Source organism: Methylobacterium sp. J-072 (genome assembly GCF_022829425.1).
Classification (GTDB): Bacteria; Pseudomonadota; Alphaproteobacteria; order Rhizobiales; family Beijerinckiaceae; genus Methylobacterium.
Window position 1 is genome coordinate 1 of record NZ_JAKSYK010000127.1, and the last position, 15,812, is coordinate 15,812.

Sequence of the window (15,812 nt, forward strand, 5' to 3'; positions counted from 1 at the left end):
GTCGGTGATCTGCCGGCGCTGCATCTGCAGGAAGGCCGAGACGATCTGCAGCGAGTTCTTGACCCGGTGGTCGATCTCCCGGGTCAGCAGATCCTTTTGCTCCAGCAGGCGCTCCTTCTCGGCGAGCAGGCTCGTCAGCTCGTCGATCTTGCGGCGCTGGCGCAGGACCACGCCCTCGACCGCCTCCGCGAGCGAGCCGGCGAGTTGGACCTGCCATTCCGCCCAGGCGCTGGCGTAGCCCGTGCGCTCCTCGACCCAGCGCTCGAAGGACCGGCGCGGCAGCAGGGCCACCGGGCCGCTGCCGGCGAGCACGGGTTTGCGCGGGTCGCCGCCCCAGGTCACCGTGCTGGGCACCTCCGGCCGGAACCAGAGCAGCAGGGTCTCGCGGGACTCGTCCACGAAGGCGGCGAGGAGGCCGCTGGCGATCTCCCGGTAGGGGGCCGCCTCCAGGTACTCGGCGGTGAAGGTGATGCTGCTGTACTGGGTCTCGCCGGCGGGCAGCCGGTCCCGGAGCCAGGCAGCGATCCGGGCGATCATGTCGGCGGGCGGCGACCGGCCGATCAGCGTGACCCGGTCCCCCGAGACGATGCCGGCGCCGGTGGCGCTGAACAGGTCGAGCAGGGTGACATGGCCGGCGGTCAGGGCGGCCACGAAGTCGTCGGACCGGGTCAGGCCGCGCACCAGACGGCCCTCGACGGCGAGATGGGCCTGCCGCTCGGCCCAGAGCCGGCGCGACTCGATCTCCTGCACCCGCATGGCGAAGGCATCGGTGAGGACGGTGGCCGCCGAGCGAGTCTCGGGCGTCACATAGTGCGGGCGGCGGTGATGGCCGATCATCAGGCCCCAGAGCCGGCCCTCGACCATGATCGAGATCGACATCGAGCCGTTCACGCCGAGATTGCGCTGGTACTCGAGGTGGATCGGCGACAGCGTGCGGTGCTGGGCGAAGGTCAGGTCGATCGGGCCGTTGCCGGCGCCCGGGGCCGCCACCAGCCCGACCGGCACGCTGTCGCGGTCGATCACGAAGCGGTTCTTGGCCCGGGTGTAGAGGGCGCGGGCCTGGGCCGGGATGTCGGAGGCGGGAAAGCGCAGGCCGAGCAGGCTGCGCGACCAATTCGGCACCTTGTCCTCGGCCACCGCCTCGCCGTTCCAGTCCGTATCGAACCGGTAGACCAGCACCGCCTCGAAGCCGGTGAGCGCCCGGATCTCCAGGGCGGCGATGCGGGCGGCGTCGACCAGGGTCTCGGCCTCGCGCAGGCGGCCGACCGCGAGCTCGGTATCGACCTGGCTGGCGGTCGGGAAGTCGTCGACGGATTCGGGCTCGAGTTCCAGCTCGACGATCACCCGCCCGGCATGGGCGTGGGCGACCGCGTAATAGGGCGCGCCGCGGCCGGCCAGGGTCAGCCGGCGGCGGGCGGAATGGCCGTCCGCCAGGGTGCCGGCGGCCAAGCGCGCCCGGATGGCCTCGACGAAGTCCCGGGGCAGCACGTCCCCGAGGGGGCGGCCGGCCAAGGGCGGATCCAGGGGATCGACGATCTCGTCGACATTGGCCGAATAGGCCAGGACCTGCAGGGTCTCGGTATCGGCCGCGATCATGACGGCGTTGGGCTGGATCGAGCCCGGGATGTGGATCGGCTCGCGCTCGCAATGGCTGGCATCCACCGGCTCGGCCCGCGCCCGCCGGCCGATCGCCGCCATCACGGCCTCGCGGGGCAGACCGGCGCCGAGGCTCTCGATCGGGTCGATGGTCAGCCAGGTGACCGGGCCGGTCTCGGCCGCCGTGCCGTGACGCATGTGGACCCGCGCCCGCAGGGGCTGGGGCAGCCGGCCGAACACGTAGTCGAAGCTCTCATCCAGCGCGCCGCGTCGGCTGCCCGCGAGGAAGCGGCCGCGGAAGCTCGGCACGTTGGTGCCCGGCATCACCTCGCGGAAATAATTGCGGCCCAGCACCGACTCGCGCGACAGGCCCGAGAGCGCGCTCGCGCCCTCGCTGAACACCACGACCGTGCCGTCCGCGTCGAGGCCGATCACGCCCTTGTCGAGGCGATCCAGCGCGTCGGACGCGAGCACATCGAGATCGAGGCCACTTTCGGGGACCTGATTCGGCGGCATCAGAAAAGAACCCCGCTCATCCAGTCTGATATGACTGGGGGCGTTGCGAAGTGCAATGCTTCCGCTTGCGGCAAGATCAACCCGGAATCACGATGACGTTGGACGCCAATTAAGACAGACAAATCTTATGTGTGATTTCAGACAGAGCGGTTGAAAACCCCTCCTCAACTGTGGGGTGGTATATGGGTTGGTCCTCGACAACCTGTGCCGTCTTCCCGTCGCCGATCGCGTGGGTCAGCAGATGTGCCAGATGCTCGACGGCAGGCCCGAGCATCTCGGCGCCCAGGAGCGTGCCCTCCCGGTCGGCCCAGATCCGGAGGCCGCCATGATTCTCGCCGTCGACCCGGGCGCGGCCCTGACCGGAGAAGTCGACGGTGCCGGTCACGCGGCCGGCGGCGTCGGGGTCGTAGGGTGCGCCGATCACCGCGACCTGCGGATCGGTGAACACCATGGCGAGGCGCGTCCACGGTTCCGGGTTCGCGACATCGCGCCCGGCCACCAGCGCCGCCGCGTTCGCCCCGGCGATCCCACCCTGGCGGCTGGCCTCGTGCAGCACGGGCCGCCAGGCATCGGCGTCGCCGGCGATCAGGATCGGGGCACCCGCGCAGACGAGGCTGCGCCGGTCGAAGTCCGGGACGCCGTCCTCGCCGAGGTGAAGGCCCGCGGCGTCCAGCCCGAGGTCGTTCAGGTTCGGGGAGCGGCCGGTGGCGGCAAGCACTTTTTCGGCCCGCGTCTCCCGCCCGCGCCCGTCCCGGTCGGTCCAGGACAGGCAGACGTCGCCGCCGTCGCACGTCGCGGATTCGAGCGTCGCTCCGAGATGCAGCTCCAGCTCCGCCCCAAAGATCTCGGCGGCCTGCCGGGCGAGATCCGGCTCGGACAGCCCGGCAACCGTGTCCCCGGCATCGATCACCGTGACGCGGACGCCGAGGCGGGTCATCGCCTGGGCGATCTCGACCCCGACAGCGCCGGCGCCGAGAACCGCCAGCGAGGCCGGGAGCTCGGGAATCTCGAACAGGGTGTCGGTGGTCAGAAGGCGATCGCCGAGCCCGCGCAGAGGCTTTGGAACGGTCGGGCTCGATCCGGTGGCGATCACAGCGGCGCGGAAGGCGATGCGGGTGTGGTCCCCGACAATGAGGCTGGTGCGATCGTGGAAACGGGCGCTGCCGGCGATGCGCGCCGCCTCGGGCAGCGCGTCGACCCCATCGAAAACGCTGCCGACGAACCGGTCCCGCTCGGCGCGGACGCGTTCGAGCACCGCGCGCCCATCCACCGCGACCCCGGCGACCCGGATGCCGAACAGATCGGTGTTGCGCGCCGCATGGGCGGCCTTGGCCGCCGCGATCAACAGTTTCGAGGGCATGCAGCCGACCCGGGCGCAGGTCGTGCCCCCCGGGCCGCGCTCGATCAGGACGGCACGGGCGCCGGCCTCGGTGGCGGCCCGATAGGCGGCGAGACCGGCAGTCCCGGCCCCGATCACCGCCACATCGCAGGTCTGCTCGTCCATCGTAGCCCCGGGTCCGTTGCCGGGGCCAAAGGCCGATCGCTGAGGTTCGTTCCGCCTGCGCCCACGCGCCTCAGGTTGCGGCGCGGACGTGAAAGCCGCCACGCGCCCCCTCTCCCGTGCGGGAGAGGGTTGGGGTGAGGGACCAGGTCTGTCCGGAAAGCGCGCATCCCTCACCCTGTCCCTCTCCCGCACGGGCTAGCGGATTCACAGATCGAGTTCAGCCCTTTTTGCGCGACGGCCCGTGCTTCGGCTCCAGCATCGGTGCGGGTATCCCCTCGCCCCACTTGCGGGGAGAGGGCTTCGGCGACCTTGTCGTCGCCGAAGCGAGGCGGCAGCCGAAGGTGAGGGGGGCGGTTCCGGACGCGCGCCTCGTCCGGAACCGCCCCCCTCACCGCCGCTCCGGCTTCGCCTGCGCTTCCCACACGGACGACGAGGTCCGTGTGGGCCTCTCCCCGCAAGCGGGGCGAGGGGACCCGCGCTTCGTCCGCAGATGTGTGAACATCGTAGCCCGCGCGGGAGAGGGCTGGGGTGAGGGATGCGCATTATGCGGAGGCACCTGGCCCCTCACCCTGTCCCTCTCCCGCACGGGAGAGGGGACCCGCGCCACATTCGAGGATGTGTGCATTCGATCGCCCGCAGAGGGCGGACGGAGAGGCACGCGTCTCGGCGTCTGTACTTACCTAAAAAGGATCGGTGCCCCCCCGCGTCAAAGGGAGGAACCAGTCGGCTCAAGCGCTCCGAACCGGCGCGGTGCCGCCGAGGTGAAAGACCCGGTGCGGCACCAGCTCGCCGCGCTCCACGTCGCCCACCGCGACCAGGATGCCGCCGCAGGTCGCGAAGGCCTTGCCCTCCACGGGGGCGTCCCGGCCGCGCAGGATCACCGACTGGCCGCGCATCAGGCGCAGGCCCAGGTCGCGGGAGACCGTCACCTCGGGGATCGCGTCGAGGGCGGTCTCCACCGGCCGCAGATGCGCGAGCGCGGCCTCCGGGCCGCCCTCGGTCAGGCCGGCGGCGGCGCAGGATTCGGCTTCCGAGAACGGGCCGACCCGGGTGCGGCGCAGGGCCGAGACGTGGCCGTAGCAGCCGAGCACGCGGCCGAGGTCGCGCGCCAGGGCACGGACATAGGTGCCCTTCCCGCACTCGGCCTCGATCACGGTCCGCTCGCCGTCATGCTCGACCACCGTGAGCCGGTCGATCTGCACCGGCCGGGCGACCAGCTCGACGATCTCGCCCTCGCGGGCCAGATCGTAGGCGCGCTCGCCCTGGATCTTGATGGCGGAATAGCGCGGCGGCACCTGCTCGATCGCGCCAACGAAGGCCGGCAAAGCCGCCTCGACGGCCGCGCGCTCCGGGCGGGCGTCGCTGGTGGCGACGGCGCGGCCTTCGGCGTCGTCGGTGTCGGTCTCGACACCCCATTGCACGGTGAACCGGTAGGCCTTGCGGCCGTCCATGACGAACGGGACGGTCTTGGTCGCCTCACCCAGCGCGATCGGCAGGATCCCCGAGGCCAGCGGGTCGAGGGTGCCGGCATGGCCGGCCTTCTTGGCGTTGAAGGCGCGCTTCACCACCGCGACCGCATGGGTCGAGGTCATGCCGACAGGCTTGTCGAGGATGACCCAACCCGACACGTCCCGGCGCTTGGGCCGGTCGGGCCGCGGTCCGCGTTGCGGGCGGCGCTCCTCCGGGCCCCGGCGCTCGGCGCCGGGACCGGAAGCCGTGCGCTCGGCCGGCGGAAGATCTTCCATGGAAACCGTCATGTCCTCGTATCCCCCGGGGTCGTTGCCCCGTGTCTGTCTGTCCGGTGACGGGGATCAATGCCCCGGCCCGGTCTCCGGTTCGTCGCCCTCGGCAGCCGCGCCGTCCCGCTCGGCGACGAGGTCGCGCTTCACCCGCTCGTCCCGGAGCAGCTTGTCGATGCGCGCCGCCTCGTCGAAGGTCTCGTCGCGGAGGAAGCGCAGCTCGGGCGCGAATTTCAGGTTCACCCGGCGGGCCACCTCCTGGCGCAGCACCTTGCGGTGGCGGTCCAGGGCGGCGATCACCGGCGCCTCGTCCATGCCCCCCAGGGGCATCACGTAGGCGGTGGCGAGCTTCAGGTCCGGCGACATCCGCACCTCCGGCACCGTCACGACATGCGTGTTGAGCACCGGATCCTGGATGTCGCCGCGCTGGAGCACCTCCGCGAGGGCGTGGCGCACGAGTTCGGCCACACGCTGCTGGCGCTGCGAGGGGCCGGTGGAGGTTGGTTTCTGGGCCATTCTGTCTCGGGCCGGCAGCGCAGGGCGGCCGGTTCACGTCCAAGCGGAGAGAGGTGCGGGCAGGAAGCGATGCACCCAAAAGAAAAGACGGCCGCGGCTGACGCCGCGACCGCCCTGTCCGGACGAGTCCGGGCTCTCAGAGCGTGCGGCGGATCTCTTCGACCCGGTAGCACTCGATCACATCGCCTGCGCGCATGTTCTCGAAGTTCTCGAAGGCCATGCCGCACTCCTGGCCGGAGGTGACTTCCTTCGCGTCGTCCTTGAACCGCTTCAGGGTCTTGAGCTTGCCCTCGTGGATTACGACGCTGTCGCGGATGAGGCGGACATGCGCGCCGCGCTCCACGATACCGTCCTGCACGCGGCAACCCGCGACCTTGCCGACCTTGGAGACCTCGAAGACCTCCTGGATCGTCGCCTCGCCGAGGCGCTCTTCCCGCAGGGTGGGCGGCAGCATCCCCGACAGCGTGGCTTTGATGTCGTCCACGAGGTCGTAGATAATGTTGTAGTAGCGGATATCGATCCCGGCCCGCTCGGCGGCCTCGCGGGCCTCCTTGAGGGCGCGCACGTTGAAGCCGATCACGACCGCCTTCGACGCCTGCGCCAGGGTGATGTCCGACTCGGTGATGCCGCCGACGCCCGACAGGAGGATGCGGGCCGCGACCTCGCCGTTGCCGAGCTTCTCCAGGGCGCCCGAGATCGCCTCGACCGAACCCTGCACGTCGCCCTTGATGACGACCGGCAGCTCCTTGCGGCCGGCGCCTTCCTTGAGGTCGCGCATCATGTCGACCAGCGAGCGGTTGGCACCACCGGTGCGGGCATTCTGCCGCTCGCGCTTCTGACGGGCGCGATACTCGGTGACTTCGCGGGCCCGGGCCTCGCTCGGCACCACGGTCACGCGGTCGCCGGCATCGGGGGTGCCGTTGAAGCCGAGGACCTCCACGGGCACCGACGGGCCGGCGTATTGGACGTTCTCGCCGAGATCGTCGACCAGGGCGCGCACGCGGCCCCACTCGGCGCCGGCCACGACGATGTCGCCGGTGAACAGGGTGCCGCGCTGGACCAGCACGGTCGCCACCGGGCCGCGGCCGCGGTCGAGCTGGGCCTCGATGACCGTACCCTCACCGTCGCGCTTCTCGTTGGCGCGCAGGTTCATGATCTCGGCCTGGATCTGGATGCCCTCCAGCAGCTCCGGCAGACCGTCGCCGGTCTTGGCCGAAACCTCGAACTCCAGGGTCTCGCCGCCCATCGACTCGACCTGAATGTCGTGCTGCAGAAGCTCCGTGCGGACCCGCTGCGGGTTCGCATCCGGCTTGTCGATCTTGTTGACCGCGATGATCATCGGAACACCGGCCGCCTTGGCGTGCTGGATCGCCTCGATGGTCTGCGGCATCACGCCGTCATCGGCCGCCACCACGACCACCACGATGTCGGTGACCTTGGCGCCGCGGGCGCGCATCGACGTGAACGCCGCGTGGCCCGGGGTGTCGATGAAGGTGATCATCTCGCCCGACGGCGACGCGACCTGATAGGCACCGATATGCTGGGTGATGCCGCCGGCCTCACCCTCGACCACGTTCGCCTTGCGGATCGCATCGAGCAGCGAGGTCTTGCCGTGATCGACGTGGCCCATGATCGTGACCACCGGCGGACGGGGATCGAGATCCTCCTCCAGATCCGGCTCGTCGGACGACAGGCCCTCTTCCACGTCGGACTCGGCGACGCGGCGCACGGTGTGGCCGAGTTCCTCGGCGATGAGCTGGGCGGTGTCCGAGTCGATCACGTCGGTGATCTTGTGGATCTCGCCCTGCTTCATCAGCAAGCGGATCACGTCCACGGCCCGCTCCGACATGCGGTTGGCGAGTTCCTGGATGGTGATCGTCTCGGGGATCGTCACCTCGCGGGACAGCTTTTCCTTCTGCTCGACCTGGCCGCGGCCGCTCATGCGCTGCTGGCGGCGGCGGAACGAGGCGACCGAGCGGGTGCGCTCGTCCTCACCGGACGTCGCCGTCGCGATGGTTAGGCGGCCGCGGTTGCGGTCGCCGCCCGGGGACTTCGGCGTCTTGGGCGGCGCGATGATCTTGAGCGGCATGCCGGGACGGCGGATGACCCGCTTGGTCTCGGACTCGTCCTCGTTGGTCTGGGCGCCGCGACCGGCGGGACGCGCCGCGGCGGTCGCGCCGGCGGGACGCGCCGCAGTGGTCGGCGTCGCGCTCTTCTCCGGCTCGGGGGCCGGGGCGGGACGCGCCATGAAGTTGAGGTCGCGGGGCTTGCGCGAATCCGCCGTGATGGTCTTGCGCGGCTCGCCGGTGGCGGGACGGGCGGTCAGCGGCGGGCGGGCCGCGGGCGCAGCGGTCGAAGCCGTCGCAGCGGCCGGACGCGCCGGCGCGGCCGCAGCCGGACGGACACCTTCGGGCTGGCGGCCCGGAATGGCGGTCGGACGGGCCGTCATCGGACGCGTCGCCGAGGCCGGACGGGCGGGGGCGGCAGCCGGAGCGGCGGGCGCAGCAGCAGTAGGAGCGGCAGCAGCAGCGGGGGGGGCCGGCGCGACGGCCGGAGCCTGGGCGGCGGCAGCGGCTTCCGCAGCAGCGGCCTTGGCGGCCTCCTCGGCGGCGCGGGCGGCCTCGGCGGCGGCGGCCTTGCGGGCCTCCTCCTCACGACGGCGAGCCTCGGCGGCCTCACGCTCGCGGCGGGCCTCCTCCTCGGCTTCCTTGCGGCGTGCCTCGGCTTCGGCTTCGGCCTTCTGCCGCGCCTCGGCCTCGCGGCGCTTCGCATCGGCGAGGGCGGCGGCGCGGGCGGCGCTCTCCTGCTCGCTCAGCGTGCGCAGCACCACACCCGAAGCCGAGCGCTGGGCCGGGCGCGGCGGCGGCGTGGTGGTGGCGGCAGGGGCCGGGCGCGGGGCGGGCGCAGGCTCACGGGCAGGGGCGGCCGGCGCGGCGCCGATGACGCCACGGCGCTTGACCGTCTCGACCACGACCTGCTTGGAGCGGCCATGGGAGAAGCTCTGCCGTACGGTACCCGCCTCGATCGGCCGCTTGAGGGAGAGCGGCTTCGGAGAAGTCCTGTTCAGAGTCTTGTCGCCCGGGTTGTTCGTGTCGCTCATTCAGCCTGAACCCTGAGGGTTTCCATCGTCCCGTGAACCGACGCCCGGTGGCGCCAGCCAAATTCGTCCTGGTGCGTCGTCAACGTGAGGCTTCGTCGATCCCGCCGATTCGGGCTGGACCGGGCTCCTCGGTCGCCGCGGCGGCGCCCTCGAAGGAGCGTAGCCGACGCCAACGCGACAGGCAGCCGGCAGCTCCGGCTCCTGCGACGAGCGCAGCGTGTATCACATGATCCCGACCTAAGGCCATGTCCAATTCATCTTCGGACAGGTCGTCGATGATCGGTATCCTTGACATGGCTTCACCATGCCGTCGGTACAAGGCCGAAGCGATCTTGCGTCGGCCGTCCGGACTGGCTTCGGCGGCATGGATCAGGGCCACCGCGCCGGGCTGGCCGCCGATCGCCGCCTCGACCTTCGAGAACCCTGCGACCACGCATCCCGCCTTGTTGGCCATGGCGATCGCCTGCCGCAGATCCTCGCGCAGGCCGGTGACGATCCGGTCGGGCAGGTCGGCGCCGGCCTGGGCCGGTCCCTTGAACGCCCGCGGGAACAGGTTTTTTCGGACCGCCGTCGTCACAGCGTCGCGTCGCGCGCTGATCCAGGCGCCACGCCCGGGGAGCTTGGCGCGCAGGTCCGGCACGACGGCGCCGTCCGGGCCGCGCACGAACCGGATCATCGCCTCGGGCGGCTGGACGACGCGCGTGACGATGCAGGTGCGCTGCGGCACGCGCCGGCCGGGGCCGCTATCGAGCCCCCCGGGATCGAGTCCCGGATCCTGCCCCTCGTCGGGCAGGGTCGTGTCGACCTCGGCCATAAGCGCGTCCGCCGCAGCCTCCGCTCAGGCCTCGGCCGGGGTGGCGGCGGTCTCAGGCGTCTCCTCACCCTCGGCGGCTTCCTCGCCCTCCTCGGCCTCCGGCTCGGGCAAAGCCTCGATCCAGCCGGCCTTGAGGCGGGCGGCCATGATCAGGCCCTCGGCCTCGGTACGGGACAGCTCGAAGCCGTCCAGATAGCCGGCATGACGCACGGCGTCGGGGCCGCGGCCCTCGGTGTAGCCGACGAGGTCGTCCGTGGCGCAGCCGGCCAAGTCCTCGATGGTCTTCACGTCGTTCTCGCCCAGCGCGACCATCATGGGCGTGGTGATGCCCTCGATCTCGCGCAATTCGTCGGCGACGCCGAGCTCGGTGCGGCGGGCGTCGTGCTCCTGCTCGATCCGGGCGAGGTGATCCTGGGCGCGGGCCTGGATCTCGGCGCCGGTCTCGTCGTCGAGCCCCTGGATGCCGGACAGCTCCTGGATGTCGACGTAGGCGATCTCCTCGACGTTGCGAAACCCTTCGGCCGCCAGCAGCTGGCCGACGGTCTCGTCGACGTCGAGCGCCTCCATGAACACCTGGGTCCGCTCGGCGAACTCCTTCTGGCGCCGCTCGGATTCCTCGGCCTCGGTCAGGATGTCGATGTCCCAGCCGGTGAGCTGCGAGGCGAGCCGCACGTTCTGGCCGCGGCGGCCGATGGCCAGCGACAGCTGGTCGTCCGGCACCACCACCTCGATGCGGTCGGCCTCCTCGTCGAGCACCACCTTGACGACCTCGGCGGGCTGGAGGGCGTTGACGATGAAGGTCGCCTCATCCTCGGACCACGGGATGATGTCGATTTTTTCGCCCTGCAGCTCACCCACGACAGCCTGCACCCGGGATCCGCGCATGCCGACGCAGGCGCCGACTGGGTCGATGCTGCCGTCGCGAGAAATCACGGCGATCTTGGCACGGGAGCCCGGATCGCGGGCCACGGCCTTCACCTCGACGATGCCGTCGTAGATCTCGGGCACTTCCTGGCCGAACAGCTTGGCCATGAACTGCGGGTGCGAGCGCGACAGGAAGATCTGCGGCCCGCGCACTTCCGAGCGCACGTCGAACAGGTAGGAACGGATGCGGTCGCCCGGCCGGAAGGTCTCGCGCGGGATCATCTCGTCCCGGCGGACGATGCCCTCGCCGCGGCCCAGGTCGACGATGACGTTGCCGTACTCGACCCGCTTGACGATGCCGTTGAGGATCTCGCCGATGCGGTCCTTGTACTCGTCGAACTGGCGGGCGCGCTCGGCGTCGCGCACCTTCTGGACGATGACCTGCTTGGCCGATTGTGCGGCGACGCGGCCGAAATCGAACGGCGGCAGGGTGTCGGAGATCACGTCGCCGACGAGCGCGCCCGGGTTGTAGCGGCGGGCCTGGTCCAGGGTGATCTCGCGGGCGTCGTTCTCGACCTGATCGACCACCAGCAGGTGGCGCGACAGGCGCAGGGCCCCGGTCTTGTTGTCGATCTCGGCGTGAACGTCGGTCTCCGCGCCGTAGCGGGAGCGCGCCGCCTTGGCGATCGCCTCCTCCATCGCGTCGATCACGATGGAGCGGTCGATCACCTTCTCGCGGGCGACCGCGTCGGCGATCTGGAGGAGTTCGAGCCTGTTGGCGCTGACGACGGCCATCGGTGTCGGTCCTTCTCTTCCGTCAAGTCTTCGTGCCGGGCGCCCGAGGGCGGCCGAGCCCGAATCTCAATTCACTTCAATGCAGGTCGTCGCGGCTCTTGAGCCGGGACGCCTTGGACACGACCGGCTTCTTGGGGCCGGTACGCGGCGGTTTCTTCTCTTTCGGGGCCTTCGGGTCGGCCTTGGAAGCCTTGACCTTCGGACCCTGCGGCTTCGGCGCGGGGCGGGCCGGCGCGTCGTCCTCGGCCTCGTCGTCTTCGTCGAGCGCGTCCGCATCGTCGGCCGGCGGGCCGCCGCGGCGCAGGGACTCGCGGATCAGCTCGTCGGTGAGGACGAGATGCGCCTCGGCCAGATCCCGCAGCGGCAGGTCGACCCGACTCGGCAGCCCTTCCTTCACGTCGGGCAGGTCGATCGGGACGGTGAGCTTCTCGACGTCGGGCGCACCCAGGATCCCGCGAAACCGCTTGCGGCCATCGAGCGGCGGGCTCAGCTCGACCTTGGCCTCGTAGCCGGCCCAGCGGGCGAAGTCCGAGACCCGCACCAGCGGCCGGTCGATCCCCGGGGACGAGATCTCCAGGTTGTAGGCCGTGCCCACCGGATCATCCACGTCGAGCACCGGCGAGATCGCCCGACTCACCGCCTCGCAATCGTCGATCGAGAAGGTGCCGTCCGGCCGCTCCGCCATGATCTGGACGGTGCACCCATTGGTGTTGGTGACCTTCACCCGGACCAGCCGGAAGCCGAGGCCCTGCACCGGCCCCTCGATCACCTGCACCACGCGGGCGGCGACACCGGTCTCTCGGACCAGGCGCTTCTCGGACAGATCCGCTTCGATCTCGGACGACATGGATGGGGGCGTAAAACCTTCGCGGCGTCCCGGATGGCACGTCCCGGCGTGCGGCCTCGCCCATCGAACCCGATGCGGCGAAAAAAAAGAGCGGACCCGGTGGGGCCCACTCCCGAACCGCAGCCTCTCGACTGCCATCAGAACTGTTGAGCGATAGATAGCCGCGGTCGGTCGCGAGCGCAAGGTCGATCGGTTGTGGAACTCGATCGCGTTCGACATCCCTGACGGGCAGAGGGGTCAGACCGCCCAAGACCGTTGGGCACCGCAGGGGAACGCTCAAGGCGGAGGTGCATTGCCGACCGAACGTGAAAACGCCGGTGCGCCACTCCGAACGGACAGGATCGAGCGATGACGACCCGTACCCCCTCATCCGGACGTTTTCCCGATTGGATCGGGCGCGCCCTTGTCCTGGGCGCCCTGGCAGGCAGCCTCGGCTTGACCAGCCCGGCCCTGTCTCAGTCGGCCGCAAGCCGGATCGACCAGCCGACCCCGGGAACGCTACCGCCGGCCTCGGAGCGTGACGACGCAGCCCACGAGAGCGGCCGGGTCTCCCCGCCCAGCGCGATCCAGTCTTCGACCGACGTGATGCAATCGGACGGCACGGTGCAGGGCCAAGGGGCGCCCGCGCGCACGAACCCGATCCAGCATTTGCCCGAGACCATGCGGTAGCCCGGTCCTCGCCGGGTCGATCCGGGCGGCATCCGAGCATGAAGACGATCACCTCTGTCCCAGGCCGCTTCGTCAGCGCAGTCCGGCGGTCGTTCCGGCAGTTCCTCGCCCTGCCGCTCGCGACCGTCGTCGGCTTCGTGGGCCTGAACGCCCTGGTCTATCTGGCGGATCGGTCCTGGTCCGGGGGCGGTGCACCGGCCGGCTTCCGGTGGCTCGGGGATTTGCTGGGCGACAGCGCCGCTCTGGGCAGTCTCCTGACGACGGTGGCGTCCAGCATCATCACCGTCACCTCCATCACCTTCTCGCTCCTGTTGCTCGCCGTGCAGCAGGGGGCGGCCGCGCTGACGGCGCAGGTCACCGACCAGTTCATGGCCCGGCGCACGAACCAGTTCTATTTCGGGTATTTCGTCGGCCTTTCGGTGTTCGTCCTGATGACGCTCGTCACGAATACGGGCTTTCACCGGCCCGTCTTCGGGACCACGATCGCCCTGCTGCTGACGACCTCGGCCCTCTGCCTGATCATCGTGATGATCTACAACACGATCGATCAAATGCGGCCTGCGCAGATCATCCAGTTCATCCACGACAGGATTCTGGAAGCCCGCGATGAAGATCTCCGGTTGCTTGCGGCGACACGGAGGATGTCGCGGCAGGACTGGCCCGTGGCCGCGTCGATCCGCTCGCGGGAGAGTGGGTACGTCGTCCGCCTCGACCTCCCGCGCATCGAAGAGGCCGTGAGGCGGCATGCCCAAGACGACGTCGAGATCGCATTCGACATCACGGTCGGGACGTATCGTGCCGTCAACGATCCCCTGTTCCGGGTGCGAGGCAGGCCGGGCACGACGCTCGACGCGGGAGCACGCGAGAGCCTCGTCGGCGAGACGCTGGCCGCGCTCACCTACGATGACGGACGCGACCTCCAGCACGACGCCGCCTACGGCCTGCACCAGCTCTCGACCATCGCCTGGACCTCGGTCTCGACGTCGAAATCCAACCCCAGCCCCGGCCTCTCGGTCATCCAGGCCCTGCGGGACATCATCGCGCACTGGAGCGAGGATGAGAACCAGCCGCTGGAAGAGCCAACCTCCTGCATCGTCTACGCGGATGCCACGCCGACCATCGCGACCGACGCCCTCGAAGCCGTGATCGTGGTGGCCTCCGAATCGATCCAGTCTCAGACCCTCACGGAGGCGATCCAGACCCTGGCGATCCTGCTTCGTCACGTCGAGCAGCCGACAGCGGACAGGCTCGCCGATATCGCCAATCGCACCCTGTCGAGCCTCGGAGAGCACGTGCTTACCCGCCAGCTCGAAGCCGCGCTGGAGGACCTGGCAAAGGCCTTGAACGAGCGCGGCTTCGTTGCGGTCGCCCAGGCTGTCTCAGAGGCGTCGGCCAATCTGGCCGCCAGCCTGGGCAAGCTGAACTCACGCTCGACCCGTGTGCCGGGAACGACCTCTTAGGAACCTGCAAGAACGGCGTTCCCATCCTCGCCCTCATCCTGAGGTGGCGCAGCGAAGCGGAGCCCTCGAAGGAGGCCTCCAGCCGGCCGCGCGATCCCTGGAGGGCTCCTTCGAGGCTCGCTGCGCGCGCGCCTCAGGATGAGGGGGTTGGATGGGAGAGGCACGAATCATACTCCATCCGGGCGAGCGCCCTTCGGGTGCCGTGGCCTGCCTCGATCAAACGCCCCGCGGCACGCGCCCCTCCAGCGGATAGGCCGGATCGTTGTAGCCCGGCGTGGTCGGGTGCCCGGGCGCCACGAAGCCGTCCACTAGAGCCTCGTCCTCCGGGGTAAAGGCGTAGTCGAGGGCGCCGAGATATTCCTGCCACTGCGCCTCGGTGCGCGGCCCGGCGATGACGCCGGTGACGAGGCGGTTGTTGAGCACCCAGGCGGTGGCGAACTGCCCGGCCGTGATGCCGTGCGCCTCGGCATGCGCCTTCAGGGTGCGAGCGATGCGCAGGGATTCCGGGCGCCACTCGGTCTGCATCATCCGGGTGTCCTGGCGGCCGGCGCGGGATTCGGCCGGGGGCGGGGCATCCGGGTCGTACTTGCCGGTCAGCACGCCGCGGGCCAGCGGCGAGTACGGGACGACGCCGAGCCCGTAATGGGCGCAGACCGGCAGGTGCTCGGTCTCGGGCATGCGGTTGAAGGCGTTGTAATAGGGCTGGCTCACCACCGGCCGGTCGATGCCGGCCTCGTCGCAGAGCCGGCAGATCTCGGCGACCCGCCAGGACCGGTGGTTCGAGACGCCGAAATGCCGGATCTTGCCCGCCCGCACGAGGTCGGCCATCGCCCGCACGGTCTCGGCCAGCGGCGTGTCGTGGTCCTCCTTGTGGAGGTAGTAGATGTCGATGAACTCGGTGCCGAGGCGGCGCAGGCTGTCCTCGGCGGCCTTCAGCACGTGGACGCGCGAGAGGCCGCGGTCGTTGACGCCCTGGCCGGTCGGGTTGGCGACCTTGGTGGCGAGGATCCAGGCGGCGCGGTCGCCCTTGATCGCCCGGCCGGTGATCTCTTCCGAGCGGCCCTCGGTGTAGACGTTGGCCGTGTCGATGAAATTGACGCCCGCCTCCCGGGCGCTCCCGACGATGCGGCCGGCGGTGGCCTCGTCGGTGGGCCCGCCGAACATCATCGTGCCGAGGCAGATCGGCGAGACCTTGAGGCCGGAGCGGCCGAGATTGCGGTACTGCATGGGATCCATCCGGTGTCCGTCCGCCCGCAATCTCGGCGCTTGCGCGGCGAGGTCAACCGTGCCGGCGTAACACCGGGGACATCCGCGGCGAACCGACCCGCGCGGGGAGCGATCCACACAAGCGCCGGTTTCGCACTCCTACTACCCTGGCCCGAGGGCCACGCC

11 protein-coding genes are annotated in these 15,812 nt (G+C 70.4%); 2 read left to right on the forward strand and 9 right to left on the reverse strand.

The window, feature by feature from the left end; all coding sequences use genetic code 11:
- From MKK67_RS14540 to rimP, 8 genes are all read right to left on the reverse strand, one after another.
- On the reverse strand, positions 1 to 2,112 hold a 2,112-nt coding region (locus tag MKK67_RS14540), incomplete at its 3' end, for a GAF domain-containing protein (protein ID WP_243965754.1).
- Positions 2,113 to 2,221: 109 nt separating this feature from the next.
- Complete coding sequence (locus MKK67_RS14545) at positions 2,222 to 3,616, reverse strand: dihydrolipoyl dehydrogenase (protein WP_243965755.1); 1,395 nt, start codon at positions 3,614 to 3,616, stop codon at positions 2,222 to 2,224.
- Positions 3,617 to 4,344: 728 nt separating this feature from the next.
- The gene (gene truB / locus MKK67_RS14550) at positions 4,345 to 5,361 is read right to left on the reverse strand and encodes a tRNA pseudouridine(55) synthase TruB (protein WP_243965756.1); all 1,017 of its coding nucleotides are present in this window, start codon (positions 5,359 to 5,361) and stop codon (positions 4,345 to 4,347) included.
- Between the two features lie 66 nt (positions 5,362 to 5,427).
- Positions 5,428 to 5,871 carry a 30S ribosome-binding factor RbfA gene (gene rbfA, locus MKK67_RS14555; RefSeq protein WP_243965757.1) on the reverse strand — a complete coding sequence of 148 codons (444 nt, stop codon included), beginning with the start codon at positions 5,869 to 5,871 and terminating at the stop codon, positions 5,428 to 5,430.
- A 136-nt stretch (positions 5,872 to 6,007) separates the two neighbouring features.
- Positions 6,008 to 8,971 (reverse strand): translation initiation factor IF-2, encoded by a 2,964-nt coding sequence (gene infB, locus MKK67_RS14560; protein WP_243965758.1) that lies wholly within the window; start codon positions 8,969 to 8,971, stop codon positions 6,008 to 6,010.
- Positions 8,972 to 9,050: 79 nt separating this feature from the next.
- Positions 9,051 to 9,785 carry an RNA-binding protein gene (locus MKK67_RS14565; protein ID WP_243965760.1) on the reverse strand — a complete coding sequence of 245 codons (735 nt, stop codon included), beginning with the start codon at positions 9,783 to 9,785 and terminating at the stop codon, positions 9,051 to 9,053.
- Positions 9,786 to 9,809: 24 nt separating this feature from the next.
- Positions 9,810 to 11,444, reverse strand: a complete 1,635-nt coding sequence (gene nusA, locus MKK67_RS14570; protein ID WP_243965763.1) for a transcription termination factor NusA — start codon at positions 11,442 to 11,444, stop codon at positions 9,810 to 9,812.
- Positions 11,445 to 11,520: 76 nt separating this feature from the next.
- On the reverse strand, positions 11,521 to 12,291 hold the full coding sequence (rimP, locus tag MKK67_RS14575; RefSeq protein ID WP_243965764.1) for a ribosome maturation factor RimP: 771 nt from the start codon (positions 12,289 to 12,291) through the stop codon (positions 11,521 to 11,523).
- A 348-nt stretch (positions 12,292 to 12,639) separates the two neighbouring features.
- Between rimP and MKK67_RS14580 the strand changes: the two genes are divergently transcribed.
- Together MKK67_RS14580 and MKK67_RS14585 are read left to right on the forward strand one after the other, a co-directional pair.
- Positions 12,640 to 12,960, forward strand: a complete 321-nt coding sequence (locus tag MKK67_RS14580; RefSeq protein ID WP_243965765.1) for a hypothetical protein — start codon at positions 12,640 to 12,642, stop codon at positions 12,958 to 12,960.
- A 38-nt stretch (positions 12,961 to 12,998) separates the two neighbouring features.
- A complete protein-coding gene (locus MKK67_RS14585) occupies positions 12,999 to 14,420 on the forward strand; it encodes a DUF2254 family protein (RefSeq protein ID WP_243965766.1) in 1,422 nt (473 codons plus the stop codon).
- 216 nt (positions 14,421 to 14,636) lie between these two features.
- Here MKK67_RS14585 and MKK67_RS14590 read toward each other — a convergent pair whose 3' ends face one another.
- The gene (locus tag MKK67_RS14590) at positions 14,637 to 15,647 is read right to left on the reverse strand and encodes an aldo/keto reductase (RefSeq protein WP_243965767.1); all 1,011 of its coding nucleotides are present in this window, start codon (positions 15,645 to 15,647) and stop codon (positions 14,637 to 14,639) included.
- Between the last annotated feature and the right edge of the window lie 165 nt (positions 15,648 to 15,812).